Source organism: Arenibacter sp. P308M17 (assembly GCF_003426735.1).
In the GTDB taxonomy this organism is placed as follows: domain Bacteria; phylum Bacteroidota; class Bacteroidia; order Flavobacteriales; family Flavobacteriaceae; genus Arenibacter.
In genome coordinates, this window is the sequence record NZ_QVON01000001.1 from 690,338 (window position 1) to 707,169 (window position 16,832).

The 16,832-nt window shown below is 41.2% G+C and carries 9 protein-coding genes; 7 read left to right on the forward strand and 2 right to left on the reverse strand.

Annotated features, from left to right (window positions below; all coding sequences use genetic code 11):
- The first annotated feature begins 124 nt into the window (after positions 1-124).
- From D0S24_RS02785 to uxaC, 3 genes are all read left to right on the forward strand, one after another.
- Positions 125-2,671: a phosphoenolpyruvate carboxylase gene (locus D0S24_RS02785; protein ID WP_117018318.1), complete on the forward strand. Its 2,547-nt coding sequence runs from the start codon at positions 125-127 to the stop codon at positions 2,669-2,671.
- 171 nt (positions 2,672-2,842) lie between these two features.
- On the forward strand, positions 2,843-5,083 hold the full coding sequence (locus tag D0S24_RS02790) for a c-type cytochrome (protein WP_117018319.1): 2,241 nt from the start codon (positions 2,843-2,845) through the stop codon (positions 5,081-5,083).
- 67 nt (positions 5,084-5,150) lie between these two features.
- A complete protein-coding gene (gene uxaC, locus D0S24_RS02795) occupies positions 5,151-6,560 on the forward strand; it encodes a glucuronate isomerase (RefSeq protein WP_117018320.1) in 1,410 nt (469 codons plus the stop codon).
- Positions 6,561-6,745: 185 nt separating this feature from the next.
- On the opposite strand, the gene D0S24_RS02800 is transcribed toward uxaC, so the two are convergent.
- Complete coding sequence (locus D0S24_RS02800) at positions 6,746-7,663, reverse strand: ThuA domain-containing protein (protein ID WP_117018321.1); 918 nt, start codon at positions 7,661-7,663, stop codon at positions 6,746-6,748.
- Between the two features lie 7 nt (positions 7,664-7,670).
- The gene (locus tag D0S24_RS02805; protein WP_117018322.1) at positions 7,671-8,687 is read right to left on the reverse strand and encodes a LacI family DNA-binding transcriptional regulator; all 1,017 of its coding nucleotides are present in this window, start codon (positions 8,685-8,687) and stop codon (positions 7,671-7,673) included.
- Positions 8,688-8,961: 274 nt separating this feature from the next.
- Here D0S24_RS02805 and D0S24_RS02810 point away from each other — a divergent pair, with 274 nt between their 5' ends.
- The 4 genes from D0S24_RS02810 to D0S24_RS02825 all read left to right on the forward strand — a co-directional run bounded on the left by D0S24_RS02810 (position 8,962) and on the right by D0S24_RS02825 (position 16,754).
- The gene (locus D0S24_RS02810) at positions 8,962-12,162 is read left to right on the forward strand and encodes a SusC/RagA family TonB-linked outer membrane protein (RefSeq protein ID WP_117018323.1); all 3,201 of its coding nucleotides are present in this window, start codon (positions 8,962-8,964) and stop codon (positions 12,160-12,162) included.
- Between the two features lie 20 nt (positions 12,163-12,182).
- Positions 12,183-14,030 carry a RagB/SusD family nutrient uptake outer membrane protein gene (locus D0S24_RS02815; protein WP_117018324.1) on the forward strand — a complete coding sequence of 616 codons (1,848 nt, stop codon included), beginning with the start codon at positions 12,183-12,185 and terminating at the stop codon, positions 14,028-14,030.
- A gap of 57 nt (positions 14,031-14,087) precedes the next feature.
- Positions 14,088-15,314, forward strand: a complete 1,227-nt coding sequence (locus D0S24_RS02820) for a PmoA family protein (RefSeq protein ID WP_117018325.1) — start codon at positions 14,088-14,090, stop codon at positions 15,312-15,314.
- A 63-nt stretch (positions 15,315-15,377) separates the two neighbouring features.
- Entirely contained in the window at positions 15,378-16,754 is a 1,377-nt protein-coding gene (locus D0S24_RS02825; RefSeq protein ID WP_117018326.1) for a Gfo/Idh/MocA family protein, read from the forward strand.
- The last annotated feature ends 78 nt before the right edge of the window (positions 16,755-16,832 follow it).

Genomic DNA, 16,832 nt, shown 5'->3' on the forward strand with positions numbered 1-16,832 from the left:
CATAGCGGTAGTGAATGTGAGAAATTTTAACGAATCACAAAGGAAAAGGAGTGGAAAATTAGTTGGCTTTTTTACGGGTCACCATACTAGGGAGGACGATTATGTAGAATGTAATTAAAGATGTATGCTTCAAACAGAGAGATTAGACGAATTTAAAAAATCGGTTCAGAACAAGTTCAATATTTACAATAGCCTGTTTCTTAATTTACCGTACCGAAATATTGAAAATGTTGGGATGCTGATCCCCTTATTGCTCCATCAGGCCGAAACGGGACTGAAATCGGGGAAAAACCCCCAGGAAATTATGGATGCCTTTTTTCAAAATTATGCGAATATTGATTCGGAAAGGGACAGGATAGATTTTATGTTCCGGATTATACAGTATGTGGAAAGACAGGTGGTGCTGTACGATAGTGTTGAGGACGCCGCCTTTCCTAAGCTACAGAAACACAGTAGCTCCCTGACTATTGGCGACTATTTTCAATTAGTGGACAAAAATAAAAGTTGGGACCAGATATCGGAAAAACTGTCCACCTTTAGTGCACGTATCGTTTTAACGGCCCACCCTACCCAGTTTTATACTCCGGCAGTACTGGATATCATAGGCAATTTAAGGAGTCTTATTTTGGAAAACAAAATCAGCGAAATAGATTTAGTACTTCAACAATTGGGACTGACCTCTTTGGTAAATGCCAGAAAACCCACTCCTTTGGATGAGGCAAAAAATATAATCTATATACTAAGAAACGTCTATTATGATGCTGTTGGGGAGCTTTATGCTTACATTAAGGATAATATTGGCGACATGGACTTCAACAACCACAATATCATGAAATTGGGATTTTGGCCAGGAGGGGATAGGGATGGGAACCCCTTTGTAACGTCCAGTATCACCAAAGACGTTGCCGATGAGTTGCGTATAACCTTAATGAAATGTTATTATCACGATGTAAAAAAGATACAGCAAAAACTTACCTTTAGGGATATTCAAGATATTATTTCCAGTTTAAGGGGACGTTTGTACAATACCATGTTCGATGCAAACATGGTAATGGGCTACGACGAAATTATAGAACCCCTTCTTGAAATAAGGAAGGTTCTAATTGAAAAATACCATAGGCTTTACCTCAAGGATCTGGATTATCTCTTAGATAAGGTGAAGATCTTTAAGACCCATTTTGCCACCTTGGATATCAGGCAGGATCACAGCGTCCATACCCAAGTGGTAGAGGCCATATTAAAGGCGAACGGGCTAATATCCGAAAGTATAGGGGAATTGGACAAGCAGGAATTAATAGATATATTGATCCATAAGGACATCAACTTACAAGCCCAGAATTATGAAGGGGATATTGTTAAGGATACCATACAGAATATTCTACAATTAAGGGGAATTCAGGAGAAAAATGGGGAAGAGGGTTGTAACCGTTATGTTATAAGTAATTCCGAGAATATTTTTTCGGTACTTTTTGTATACGGACTTTTTAGGTGGTGCGGTTGGAAATCGGATGGGATTACCTTCGACATTATTCCGTTGTTCGAAACCATGAAAGGTATGGAAAGCTCTGAAAATACAATGAATGAATTGTTCGATCTTCCAGAGTACAAAACACATCTGGCCCAGCGCCAAAATAAGCAGACCATAATGCTCGGGTTTTCCGATGGTACCAAGGACGGGGGATATGTGAAGGCAAATTGGGAAATTTTCAAGACCAAGGAAAAGTTATCGGCCGTATGCGATAGGAACCATATAAAGGCGATATTTTTTGATGGACGTGGCGGACCTCCGGCTAGGGGAGGAGGAAAAACCCACAGGTTCTATGCGGCCCAGACCAAGGATATTGCCAATAATGAAATTCAATTGACCATCCAGGGGCAGACCATAACCAGTACCTATGGCACAAAGGAGCAGTTTATACATAATTCCGAACAATTATTGACAGCAGGTCTTTCCAATAATTTTTTTGGCAAGGAAAACGTTATTTCCAAAGAGTCGAGACAATTACTGGAAGCACTGTCGGATCTGAGTTTCGAAAAATACGATGCTCTAAAGAATCATGACAAATTTATTGCCTATTTGGAAAACAAGAGTACCTTAAAATACTACCAAAAGGCAAATATAGGGAGTAGGCCGGGCAAAAGGGGACATAAGAAAAAACTGGAACTCACAGATCTGAGGGCCATTTCCTTTGTAGGTTCATGGAGTCAGCTCAAGCAGAACGTCCCTGGCTATTTTGGTATTGGTACTGCCATTAAGGCTTTAAAGGACCAAGGAAAATTGGAAGACCTGAAAAAGTTGTTCATAGAAGTACCTTTGTTTAAAGCGTTGATGCTGAACAGTATGATGTCCCTGGCCAAATGTTATTTTGAACTCACCAGCTATATGAAGGACGATAAGGAATATGGGGAATTCTGGAACATATTATATGAGGAATATCTGCTTTCCAAAGAAATGTTGTTGCTTATTTCGGACTCCAAGATTCTGATGGAAAAAGAGTCGGTTTCACGGGAATCCGTTAAAATTAGGGAAAACATTGTATTGCCCCTATTGGTAATCCAACAATTTGCCCTGCAGCAAATGAGTAGGGAAACGGAATATAAGGAATTGTATGAGAAGATAGTAATACGGTCTTTGTACGGGAATATAAATGCCAGTAGGAATTCTGCCTAAGGGACGACTTTTTTGGGAAGTACCCCATAGGGTATTTATTTTTTCAATCTAAAGATTCTCTTGGCTCGGGACTGCTGGGGCAAAATAAATATCGATCCATTAGCATTTTAAATGCCTCTGTATTAATTTAGAGGCTTTGTCAAAATTTTGGAATACAAACTACCCATTTTAATGAGATTATCATTTTCTTTATTCCTTTCTTTATCATTTATCGTAATTTCATGTAAACCTTCCTTTCATGAACCTCAAATTTTCCTTGGGGATTATAGGGTGGAAGAAGGTTTTGAACTGGATATGGTGGCCTCCGAACCGCTTTTGAAGGCTCCTGTGGCCATAGATTTCGATTCCAAAGGAAGGATCTGGGTCGCTGAAATGGCCGGATTTATGCTTAATCTTGAGGGTGATGGCGAAGATTTGCCCAACGGATCCATCAAAATTCTGGAAGACCGTGATGAGGACGGAATCATGGACCATGCCAAGACGTTTTTGGACAGTTTGGTAATGCCAAGGGCATTGGCCCTTGTTTATGACGGATTACTTTACGTAGAATCCCCTAATCTTTGGTTTGTTGAAATTGATAACGATAAACCGGTAAATAGGGTGCTGGTAGATTCACTTTATGCTACAGTAGGAAATCCGGAACATCAGCCCAATGGTTTAATGATGAACTTGGACAACTGGATTTACAATGCGAAATCCAATTATAGATACCAACGCAAAGATGGGGTATGGCATAAGGAACCAACGACCAGCAGGGGACAATGGGGCATTTCCCATGATAATTTTGGTAGGCTCTATTACAATAACAATTCTACCCAATTAATGGGCGATCATTTACTGCCCAATAGATTGGTCCGTAATAAATATTTTGTTCCAAAAAAGGGTGTTGATGTAGAATTGACGAAGGATAATCGTGTTTACCCCTTGCACAGGGCATCTGTGAACAGGGGTTATCAAGAAGGGGTTTTAAACCAAGATAGTATTTTGGTCAATGTTACGGCCGCTTGTGGTCCATTGGTGTACAGGGGAGGAACCTTTCCGGTGGGATATGATCAAAATGTTTTTGTTTGCGTACCTGAAGCCAATTTGATAAAGAGAAATATCCTATCCTTTCATGGGAATCGTGTAGAGGCCGAACAGGCATGGCAGGGCAAGGAGTTTCTAGCTTCTACCGATGAAGGTTTTCGGCCGGTAAATCTGTCAACCGGACCCGATGGCAACATGTATGTTGTAGATATGCACCGAGGTGTAATTCAACATTATGCATTTTTGAGCCCTTATTTAAAGAAATTATCGGCCGAGAAAAAATTGGATACCATTCTGGACTATGGACGCATATTAAGGGTTAGGAACAAGGACAATAAGGCCAGGAAAATTACTGATCTTAATACCTTATCGGCATCGCAATTGGTGGCGTCATTGAAGGATTCCAATGGTTGGATCCGTGATAGGGCGCAGCAATATTTGATCAATAAAAACGACAAAAGTGTTTTGCCCGAACTTAAAAAAATGGCTTTGGACAATGAAAGCCCATTGGCACAATTGCACGCCCTCTACGTTTTAAAGGGCGTTGATGCCCTTTCTTTTAATTTTCTGGTTCAATTGGCCCAAAGTGGTGGTCCCGAAGCCGCATCGCATGCCATTGTGCTTATGGAGGATTATGTCTCTAAAAAAAATGTTGCCCAAGCACAAATTCTTTTTACCGAGCTATTAGGTAGGAAAGAGCCTATGTTGGATCTATATCTTTCTTCAACATTGGGTATTTGGGCCAAGTACGATCAAGAAGTGTTTTTTCCTTATATTTATGGGTTGTCCCATAAATATAAGGATGATATTGTGGTTCAAGAGGCTATCTTAAGTGGTGCCGAAAAGGTTATGCCCGCTATGAAGGTGCAGTTGGATGGGACGGAAAATTTAAAAGATACGGACCTAAACCTATTAATGGCAGCAAGTCTGGAACGGAAAGAAAAAGATAATCCCAATTATATTTATTCTACCAAGATTGCAAGAGCGGATTCCAGGACCAATGGAGCTATACTTTTTCGACAAATTTGTGCTTCCTGCCATTCTACTAGCGGAGAAGGTATCCGCGGATTGGCACCACCACTGGTGGGATCCAAGTATATTACCAATCATTTGGAACAATTGGGGCTCATCATACTCCACGGCCTTAAAGGGCCCTTGCTTATAAATGGGGAAATATATGATAAAGACCATCAAATGCCCGGCCTTAAGTACAACAAGGATCTTTCCGATAAGGATATATCGGATATAATATCTTATGTTACCAATGCATTTTCTACAGATTCCAAGGGCTTGGAGCCGGAGAAAATAAAGGAATTAAGGGGGGTTATGTCCAAAGACAGTATGGAATATACCGAAAAGGAATTGAATGAACAGATTGGAAAATAACCTTGAACAGTAAATCTGCTTCCTGATATAAACAGGGCGGATTAAAAAAATAAATAAAGGTAGTTAGATGAAGACATTTATAAATGATGATTTTCTTTTGCAGAGCGACTTTGCAAAAACATTATATCACAATTATGCGAAGGAATTGCTCATAATTGATTACCACAACCATTTGGCTCCCCAGGAAATTGATGGGAACCGGGTTTTTGAAAATATAAGTCAGGTTTGGTTGGCCGGTGATCACTATAAATGGCGGGCTATGCGCGCATTTGGGATAGATGAACATTATATTACAGGTAAAGCCACGGACAAAGAAAAGTTTCTTAAATGGGCAGAAACGGTACCTTATACCGTAAGAAACCCTTTGTACCATTGGACCCATTTGGAACTGCAGCGTTATTTTGGGGTGAAGGAGTTGTTGGGACCGGATAATGCGGAGGAGATATATGAACAAACTTCGGCAATGCTTCAGCAAGCTTCGCACCATACCGTGGGATTGTTGCAACAGCAAAGAGTGGAGTCGCTATGTACTACTGATGAAACTATAGATTCCCTTCAATTTCATAAAAGCATTAAGCAAAAAGGGATTTCACCAAAAGTTTTTCCAACCTTTCGCCCGGATAGGACCTTTGCCATAGAACAGGGGACTGCCTATGTGGTCTATCTAGAAAAATTGGGCAAGGCATCCAACATTAATATTTCCTCATATACCGATTTGTTGGCAGCTTTGGAAAATCGTATCGACTACTTTCATGAGCAGGGGGGAAGGTTGGCCGATCATGGGTTGGAACAATTATATTATTTCAGGGAAGGCAGCTTTAATGAAGAAAATTTATTTAAGAAAGTATTGGCAGGTCAGGCCATTTCCGAGGAGGAGGTGCAATACTTTAAGGCACAGGTGTTGCTGTTTTTGGGAAGAAACTATCATAAAAAAGGATGGGTGCAGCAATTCCATATTGGGGCTATCCGGGATAATAACAAAAGGCTATTGTCCAAATTGGGGCCGGATACCGGGTTCGATTCCATAGGCGATTTTTCGCAGGCGCGTGCATTGGGCGGTTTCTTAAACGCATTGGATGGGACAGATCAATTGGCCAAGACCATAATATATAACCTTAACCCCGCCGATAACGAAGTAATAGCGACCATGGTGGGTAATTTTAACGATGGCAGTGTTAGGGGAAAGGTGCAGTTTGGCTCTGGATGGTGGTTTTTGGACCAGAAAGACGGTATGGAAAAACAAATGAATGTGCTGTCCAATATGGGGCTTTTAAGCTGTTTCGTGGGAATGCTGACCGATTCCAGAAGCTTTTTGTCCTTTCCAAGGCATGAATATTTTAGAAGGATTTTATGTAACCTGATCGGCAATGATGTTGTAAACGGAGAGTTGCCATCGGATGAAAAATTACTCGGTAAAATTGTGTCCGATATATCCTATTACAACGCCAAAAACTTCTTTGATTTTAATAGGCAATAGATATTAGAATTGAGATTCTGGATATTAGATTCTAGACGATAGATGTTATTTTAAACTTTGAACTTTTAACATTATAACTTTTAACAATTTCGTCACGCTCGTGCCCGGCAATAATATGAAATTTATTTTTCCCAGATTAGAACTTGGAACTTTGCACTAAAGCCCCTGCCAACTGCAACTGCCAACTAATTTATCTTTATCGGGCTATCATCGCATTTTAAATCGCCCGTTACGTATTGCATACCGTCCAAAAAGAACTGCAGCAATTCCGGATTGTCCATACTTTGGGCATTGTGCGATGGGGAGGTGTAGAATACCCTGCCTTTGCCATGTCGCTTGATCCATGATACGTATATGGTATTGTCACTGACTTCTTTCCTAAGACCTTCAAGTTTGTCCGCTTCTATATAAAGTAGCGGTCTAAAATTATAATCGGAATAGGCATTATTAAAGAAATAGGGCTCATCCACATGGGTAAGGCCTTTTCCCTTAAAGGCGCGTACCATTGGGTGGTCCGGATTTACCTCCTTTAAATGCATTTCCTGTTGTTTGGGGTGGTAGTCAAAACTGCCTCCGACCATCTTACTGAATTCCTTGGAGTTGTTTTGTACGGTAATGGCCCCGTGCAGAATCATAAGCCCTCCCCCTTTGGAAACATAGTCCATTAGGTTCCTTTCGTATTGCGCGGCCAATTCTGCAATCCTTCGGTCATCTAAGTTGGAGTTTTTCTTGAGAAGATCCCAGAACAGGTCCCTTTTTGGGCCTGCCGGATTGGAATTGTTTAAGATTACGGCATCGAATTGTTTTAAATTCCTTTTATCAAAACTGGCTATGTCCTTAGCTATGGTAATCTGGAAGGCGCCGGATTTTGTGGCCAAAATTTTTAGCATTTCATTGTTATGGGGAGTGGTCCAATGGTCAAATCCAGTGTGTTGGGAGAAGACCATTATTTTTTTAACATCGGCTTTGACCCTTGGTGCGGTAGGTGCCAAAGATGTTATTTTGGCAAGCCATTGTTCCGATATCGGAAATTCCTGAAGTCCTTGGGCGGAAAGTGTTCCTATAAAAAGGAAGGTGATTAGGGTGTAAGCTACTTTGTTCATGTTAGTGTTATTTATGTGTCGATTCCCTGATGATTAATTTATGCCTTAGGGTGATGGCATTGGTGGGTTGTAAATTAATGCCGCCATTTAAGTGGCTTATTATGCTTTGTCCTGCCAATATTCCCATTTCGTATCCAGGATAATTTATGGTGGTCAAGGTAGGGGTAATCAGATCCGATATTGGATCATTGTTAAAACCAACTATTTTTATGTCCTGGGGAATTTTATAATTTTCTTTTTTCAATGCCTTTATCATATGTACGGCAAAGTTGTCACTGGCCACGAAAAGTCCGTCTATCGGGTTTTTCGAATTTCCCATATACCGGATTACGGTATCCACATTATTGGGGGCCAGATCGGTTTCCAGAAAATTGGTCTTATCAAATTTCAATTGCCGATTTTCCAGGGCGTCCTTAAATCCTTGCAACCTATCGCAATATACGTTTCGTTTTATGTTTCCCCCAATATAAAGAAGGTTTTTACAGCCTTGTGCCAATAAATGTTCGGTAGCTTCAAAACCGGCCAATCTATTGTTGATTATTATCGTGGAACAATTGGGCAAATTGTGGACCCTATCAATAAAAATGAGGGGTATTTTATTCCGAATGTAATGGGCAAAATGATCAAAATTTGAAGTGTCGTAGGCTAAGGACACCAAGAGGGCGTCCACTCCACTGTGGTACAGGGTCTTTGCATTTATCTTTTCCTTTTCCATGGATTCCAAGGATTGGCTAATGATCAAATTATAGCCGGCCTCATTGGCTATTTTTTCGATCCCCGCCAATAGGGTGGACATAAAGATGGAATTTAACTTGGGAACAATGACCCCTATGGTATTTGATTTTTGTTTGCTGAGGTTTACTGCAAATTTGTTGGTTTTATACCCCAATTCATTGGCTACGGTAATTACCCTTTCCTTGGTCTTTGGACTAATGGAGGGGTGGTCGTTGAGACTCCGGCTTACGGTTCCGGCAGAAACACCCAGCGTTTTTGCCAAATCGTAAATGGTAATTCTTTTGCCCATGACAATATTGTTGCACAAATTCAGCAACAATATTACGAATAAAATATAATTATGGAAATATTATTATTTGTTCCTTTATAAAATTATGTATTTACTCGTATTTTAAGTATAATATGGAATTATATATATTTTTTGATATAAAATAATGCATTTATTTACGCAATCGGTTGCACAATAAGTTGCAATTATTTAGATTTGTCAAGATTGTAAACATGACCACGGTTTTCTGGTCATGACTTTAAATCAATAACTAACCAACTTTAAATGTTAACGTATGAGAAATTTATTTAAAAAAGTTTGGTGCAGGGCTTTGTTATTTATGATGCTACTGTGCACCTTATTTTCAACTTCTGCCTATGGGCAAGACAGCTTCATAGTTAGGGGTGAAGTAAGTGACGAATTGGGGCAACCCCTGCCCGGAGCTTCGATCGTTGAAAAAGGAACCACAAATGGGGTATCTGCCGATTTCGATGGAAACTATTCGATTGAAGTTTCAAATCAAAATGCGACCTTATTGTTTTCATTTATTGGATATTCCGGTAAGGAAATATCCATTGAAGGCCAATCGGTGATCAATACATCTCTAGAGCCCAGCGCCTCCACGCTCGAGGAAGTAATTGTTGTGGGTTATGGAGCGGTAAAGAAGAAAGATCTGACAGGATCCGTTGCCCAAGTAGATGCAGCTGAACTTTCAAATCAATCTGTAAACTCGGTAACTGATGTTCTCCGTGGTAATGTGGCCGGTCTTCAAATCGGCTTTTCGCCATCACCAAAAGGAACTAGCCAGATTCAAATACGGGGAAATAATAGTTTAACAGCGGGAACCAGTCCTTTGATAGTGGTAGACGGAATTCTTTTTACGGGGGACCTTTCCGACATTAATCCAGCCGATATCGATAAATTGGATGTTTTGAAAGATGCAAGTTCGGCTGCGGTATATGGGGCTCGTGGAGCTGGTGGAGTTATTTTGATAACCACTAAAAGAGGGTCAAGTGACAAACCTGTAATTACTATAAATACGAGCGTTGGTTTTGCACGCGAACAAAACCCTGTCAAACCATATAGCCCTCAAGGTTATGCGGACTGGCGGGTTGATGTATTTAAAAGTAGTCGTGGTCAGTTAGCTGATGATAACCCTGGCATATTTGATAATCCTAACAATTTGCCATCTGGAGTTTCGGTAGATCAATGGCTGGCTTACACTGGGGCTCAAGGTGATCCCACCACGGCTTGGTTAACCAGAATTGGCTTTCAAGATGTTGAAGTACAAAATTATTTGGCTGGCAGAAGCCTTGACTGGTATGATAAGATTATGCAAACAGGCTTAAGAAACGAACAAAACCTAAGTATTTCCGGTCGCAATGGAGGATTAAACTATTATTGGTCCATTGGCCGTACCTCAAACGAAGGTATTGTGAACGGTGAGAAATTTGAGGCTTTGCGTTCACGTTTGAATTTAGATGCCAAAATCAACGATTGGCTTACGGTGGGCATGAATACCCAGTTCGCAAAACGAGATGAAGGTTTCATTCCTGCCGATCAAAATCAGGTATTTAGTTCTTCACCTTGGGGCTCTGAGTTTAATGATGAAGGTACATTGTTGAGAATTAGTCCGCAAGATGATCCAGGTGCAGGTGCAGCATCAGCTTTCTTGCGTCCTACCTATGATGATTTGGTGGATTTGGAACATACGTTCAATTCTAGGGTATATGCCAAAGTGAAGCTTCCATTGGGCTTCTCTTATGAACTTGGCTATACCAATCGCCTAGATATTGAAGAGTATTTTTATCATTCATCTTCTGAAAATCCCAATAATATTGTGGGAAGAGCACAGCGTTGGAACAGGAAGCAAACAGAGTATCAGCTAGATAATATTATCCGCTGGGATAAAATCATAGACAAGCACACTTTTGGTTTGACCGCACTTTTTTATGCGGAAAGATTTCAAACCGCTACCACAATTGCCAACGCAAATACTTTTGAACCTAGTGATGCACTTGGTTTCAGTAACTTACAAGCAGGTGTCAATCAAACTGTCGCTACTGACGACGAAGAGACTACGGGTGATGCTATAATGACAAGATTTAATTACAATTATGATTCTCGATATAATTTGAGTTTGACGATGCGTAGGGATGGTTATTCTGCTTTTGGTTTGAATAATAAGAGAGCTTACTTCCCTTCTGTTGGTGGTGCTTGGACAATATCAGAAGAAAACTTCTTTAAATCGGACTTTGTAACATTCCTAAAATTAAGGGTTTCTTATGGTGAAAATGGAAATAGAGGCTTTGGTAGTGCACGTGGAATTACAACTGATGGAGGTCTTAGATCATTTAATAATAACAGGGGTTTGGGTGCATATGCCCAATTATCCGAACTGTCCTCAGGTAATTATTTAAATGTAAATGATGGCACAGTTAATCCTGTCCCGGCCTTTAATAATAATACCATTGCAAACCCCAATCTTCGTTGGGAAAGAACTAAGGCAACCAATCTTGGCCTCGATTTTAGTTTGGCTGGTGGCATTGTAGAGGGATCAATAGATGCATATCGAAATATAACAACGGATTTAATAGTACGCAGACAATTACCTAGTGTTATTGGTTTTAACGAAGTATTTACGAATTTGGGGGAAGTCCAGAATCAAGGCCTTGAATTTGTGGTCTCGACGCAAAATTACAACCGTGAAAATTTTAGTTGGAAGACGAGCTTTAACTTTTCATTGAACAGAAACCAAATCAATGAGCTATATGGTGATTTGGATGAAAATGGGAATGAACTTGATGATTTTACAACTCAACGCTTCATAGGAGAAGCTACGGATGTAATATGGGACTATGATGTATTGGGTGTTTGGCAGACGAACGAAGCTGCTGAAGCTGCTGCCCTAGGTTTTGAGCCTGGTGATTTTAAATTAAGGGATGTTGATGGAAACGGTATTTTTACAAATGACGACAAGGTTTTCGTGGGAAATCGTTCTCCTCTCTTTAACATGGGTATGTCCAATCGTTTTTCTTTTCTGAAAAACTTTGATTTTTCCTTTGAATGGTATGCTCGACTAGGCCAAAAGCGGGTATTTAATGAGGCAAAAAATAGAAATGGCTTTGTTGACCGCGTAAATTCCCCTCAAACACCATATTGGACGCCTGAGAATCAACTTAACGATTATGCGCGCCTTTTCTCCAACGATGGTCCAGGTTTTAATGTCTATAGAAGCGGGTCATTTGTTCGTTTAAGTAATATAACACTATCGTACAGACTTCCTGAGTCTATTCTGTCTAAATTCTCAATGTCGAGCGCGCGTATCTATACTAACATTAGAAATGTGGCCGTTTGGGCCCCAGATTGGGATTTTTATGATCCTGAAGGTACAAATGTCAATGGGGCATCATTAAATGCTCAAGGTTTATTTGACGCAAATGGTAGAGAGCCCACGCCAAGATTCTTCACTTTAGGTATTGATATAAGTCTTTAATTTATAAAACCCATAGTAAAATGAAACATATAGATAAAAATATTTTAAAATGTCTGAAACTACTTTTGGCAGCTGTATTTTTTTTCCCAGTTTCTTGTAGCAAGGATTTCTTGGATCAAGAGCCAAAATCGTTTTTTACGCCAGAAAATGCATTGAATAGTCCTGAAGGCCTTAATGCAGTGCTTTCTCAGGCACTCATTGGTATTAGAGCTGAATTTTATGGAGATGGTGCCCCAATGATAACCGAAAATATTTTTTCGGAGGTCTCTGTTGAAGGTACAACGGACAAAGCGGGGCCAGCACAAGATTTAAACGCTCAAATTTTACCAGATGCCAACAATAACAGTGGAGACACCAACAAAATTAACTTCTTTTGGGAAAGTTTTTATGAAGGCATCAAATTTGCTAATACTGTAATCGACAGGTTGGACGATGCTGAATTTGATAGTGCCGAACAACGGGCCGATATTCTTGGGAGGGCCTTGTTCCATAGAGCGTATCGTTATTACCGGTTAACTCATCAGTTCGGCGATATTCCATTTTTATTAAATGAAGTAAATGGTCCAAAATTAGATTTTGTCTCTACCGATCGGGACGTTATTCTTAGAAAAATTCAAGAAGATTTAAACATGGCGGTACCAATGGTCAATGAAGTTGCTCCAGGCGGCGAAATCTCCAGAGGAGCGGTATTGCATCTGTTAACAAAGGTAAACCTTGCTCTTGGTGATTTCCAAGCGGCCATAACTTCGGCATCCCAAGTTATTGATGGCGGCCAATACGCTTTGATGACGGAAAGGTTTGGCATAGACGCCGGGGTTGCTGAGAAAGATGTAACATGGGATTTGCACCGGGTAGAGAATAAGAGTTTGCCCGGTAATACAGAAGGAATTTTTGTAGCCATTGACAGATTGGAGTTTGAAGGCCAAGGAGCCTTTACTGGAGGTACCCAAATTCAACGCCAAGCGGTACCCTTGTGGTGGAGATTTATCAACACCCCAGATGGTCAGAATGGAATGTCGGATTCACCCGATGCCGAAATTAATTTGGTGACGGATATAGGAAGGGGCATTGGAAGAAATAGGGGTACACATTATAGCACTAAAGAGATTTGGCAAGATGCCAATAATGATCAGCGGCATAAATTGGGGAACTGGTACGATATGGAGGACTTAGTTTATAATGCGCCGAGTTTGAAAAACTCTGGAAATCCCTATTATGGAAAAAATCTTGAGCTTTACCTGCCCAACGGAACGCCTTTATGTTCAGATACCATAAGAAACTGGTATGGTTTTCCACAATATAAATTCTTGGTTCCAGATCCTACCCAAACAAGACCGAGAGGTGGTAACGGAGACTGGTATATCTATCGACTTGCGGAAACATATTTGTTGAGGGCCGAAGCTTATTTTTGGAATAACAATAACGACTTGGCAGCAGCCGATATTAATGAAGTTCGTCTAAGGGCCGAAGCTGATGCAATTGTTGCCAACGATGTCAATATTGATATGATTTTAGATGAACGAGCTAGGGAATTGTATTACGAAGAAAGCAGAAAAACGGAACTTACGCGCATCGCTTACATTTTCGCTAGGACTGGAAGACCTGCGTATAATGGAAAATCCTATAGCTTGGATAATTTTTCCCAAGATAACTTTTGGTATGATAGGATAATGGACGTAACAGATTTTTATAACGTTCCTGGGCTTAAAACTATATTTGGGGTTTCATATACCATGAGCCCATATCATGTGCTATGGCCAATACCTGCTTCCGCAATCAATGCCAATACCCAGGGAATAATAAATCAGAACGAAGGGTATCCGGGAGCGGAAAACAATATTCCTCCCCTAATTACCATCCCTGAATAGCATTAAATTAAATTGAGTTAATTAGTTTTTGTAAATTCCGTATTTCAAACTTAAGTAATGAGGTATATTTTTTTTGGATATTTTATAATACTGTTACTGTCGTGTAATGGGAAAGAGGAACATAATTTTAAATTGCTGATGGATGAGGGAGTTACCCAAGCCTCCCCGGTATCAGTGGATTTGGAAAGCCTGGGAATTATTGACGGGGAAAGCTTGGACATCATGGCCTTGACCAATGAAGGCCGGAAAGTTCCGTTCCAAGCAGGGAATAAAGGGAAATCCCTCTCGTTTTTACATGACCCTAAAGATCCCGCCGAATATAAGCTTGAATTGTCAGGGAGGAATACTAGGGATTCCAATGGAATAACAATACATAAGGCCAATGGAAACCTTCAGCTGATAAGGGATAATAGGCCCGTACTCAGCTACAGATATGGAATGACCTATCCGCCGCAGGGTGTGGATTCCATTTTCCGAAAGTCGGGCTATATTCATCCTTTGTTATCCCCTTCCGGAGATACGCTTAGTCGTATTCAGCCTCCGGATCACTATCATCACTACGGTATTTGGGGTCCATGGACCCATACACGGATAGAAGGGGAACGGGTAGATTTTTGGAATTTGGCAGAGCAACAGGGTACTGTGCTTTTTAAGGATTTTAAAGATACTTTTTCCGGACCGCTATATGGAGGTTTTAGTGCATACCAGGAGCATATCAGCCTAAAGGCCGAGAAGGAAAAGCGCATTGCCATTAACGAAAATCTGGAGGTAAAGGTGTGGGACTTGGGCCGCCGGGACAGATATATGGTAGACTACACCTCCCAATTTAATTCTCCCCTGGAAAATGGTATTCTCCTTGAAGCGTATAGGTACGGTGGGGGCTTGGGAATGCGGTTTACTGAGCGATGGCATAAGGACAATTGTTCCGTGCTGACTTCGGAAGGTAATGATCGACTAACGGCTGATGGAACCAATGCGCGATGGTGCATGGTTACCGGAGCATCGGCCGATGGAAATGGAACCAATGGCGTACTGTTTTTAAGTTATCCGGAGAATAGGGCACATCCGGAACCCATGCGCGTTTGGCCAATTGATGGCAACGGGGGTAGGGGGGATATGTTTTTTGAATTTTGTCCCATTCGGCATGAAGAATGGAAAATTGAACCGAACAAAGACTATCGCTTAAAATATAGGATGGTGGTTTTTGAGGGAAAGCTTACGGTCCAAGAAGCTGAATCCTATTGGAAAAGTTTCGCAACCATGCCCAAGATCGTAAAAAAATAAATTGAAGGCCAGGGATAATAGTTTTCCATCAAATAATTAGTAAATCAAATAAAATCAAAAAAGATGCAAAGAAGAAAGTTTATCAATAACTCCTTGTTGACCACTGCCGCCGTGGTTGGGTTTCCAACCATAGTTCCCGCAAGTGTATTTGGGAAAAATGCACCGAGCAACAAGATCAATATAGGACAGATCGGTTGTGGACGAATAGCTCGTGACCACGATATTCACGATACCATAAGGTTTGATCAGTCCCGCTTCGTGGCAGTGTGCGATCTTGATTCCAATAGGGCCAATGACGCCAAGGTTTTGGTAGATGGCTTCTACAAGGAGAAAACCGGGAAGGACAAATATATGGATACCAAGATCTACGATGATTACCGTGAGATGTTACTAAACAAGGATATAGATGCAGTGGTGATCAGCACCCCGGACCATTGGCATTCCCAACCTGCCATGGAGGCCGCTCTGGCCGGAAAGGATATTTATTTGCAAAAGCCTACTTCCCTTACGGTTAAGGAAGGTCAGCAATTAAGGGATGCCGTCCAAAAAACGGGCGTTATCCTCCAGGTAGGAACCCAACAAAGGGCCATGCCCCAATTTAGGATCGCTGCCGAGCTGGTCAGGAATGGTCGCATAGGCAAGGTTCATACGGTCAAGATAGGCCTCCCGGGCGATCCAAGTGGACCTGAAGCAGTACCTATGCCAGTTCCCTCCAACCTCAATTTTGATATGTGGTTGGGATCGACCCCGAAGGTACCCTATACCGAGATCGGGGTACACCCCCAGCAGGGATATGGTAGACCGGGATGGCTTAGGCTAAGAAGTTATGGGGCAGGGATGATCACCGGTTGGGGTCAGCACCATTATGACTCTGCTGCATGGGGAATGGATACAGAGCTTACCGGACCTAAATCCGTAGAGGCTTTGGCCGAGTTTCCCAAATCCGGGCTGTGGAACGTACATGGCGATTTCTTTGTAAAACACGAATATGATAACGGAATTACGGTCTATACCAGCGGAGGATATACCAACGGAATACGTTATGAAGGTACGGACGGATGGATATTTGTTTCCCGTGGGGCCTATCAAGCTTCAGCCTCCGATCCCGTAGATCAGGAAAAGAGCAGTAAGGCCCTAAATGCTTCGGATCCCAAAATATTGGAATCGGTAATTGGGGATAACGAAATCCATTTAGAGAAAATTGATGATCAGCACGGCAACTGGTTGGATTGTATTAAAACCAGAAAAGCGCCTATTTCACCCATTGAAAAAGGACACAAGGCCTGTGTAACTTGCCTGATCAGTGATATTGCCATGCAATTTGACAGAAAATTGGAATGGGACAACGAGAGGGAAATGTTTATTAATGATGATGAGGCCAACACCATGTTGCACAGGGACCAAAGAAAACCTTATGGGACCGACTTTGTTAAAGTTTAGGAAACAAGTTATATATTTAACCATGTGAAAATGATCCCTCTTTTGGTCAAAATTAGGTTGAACAAGGGAGGGTTTTGT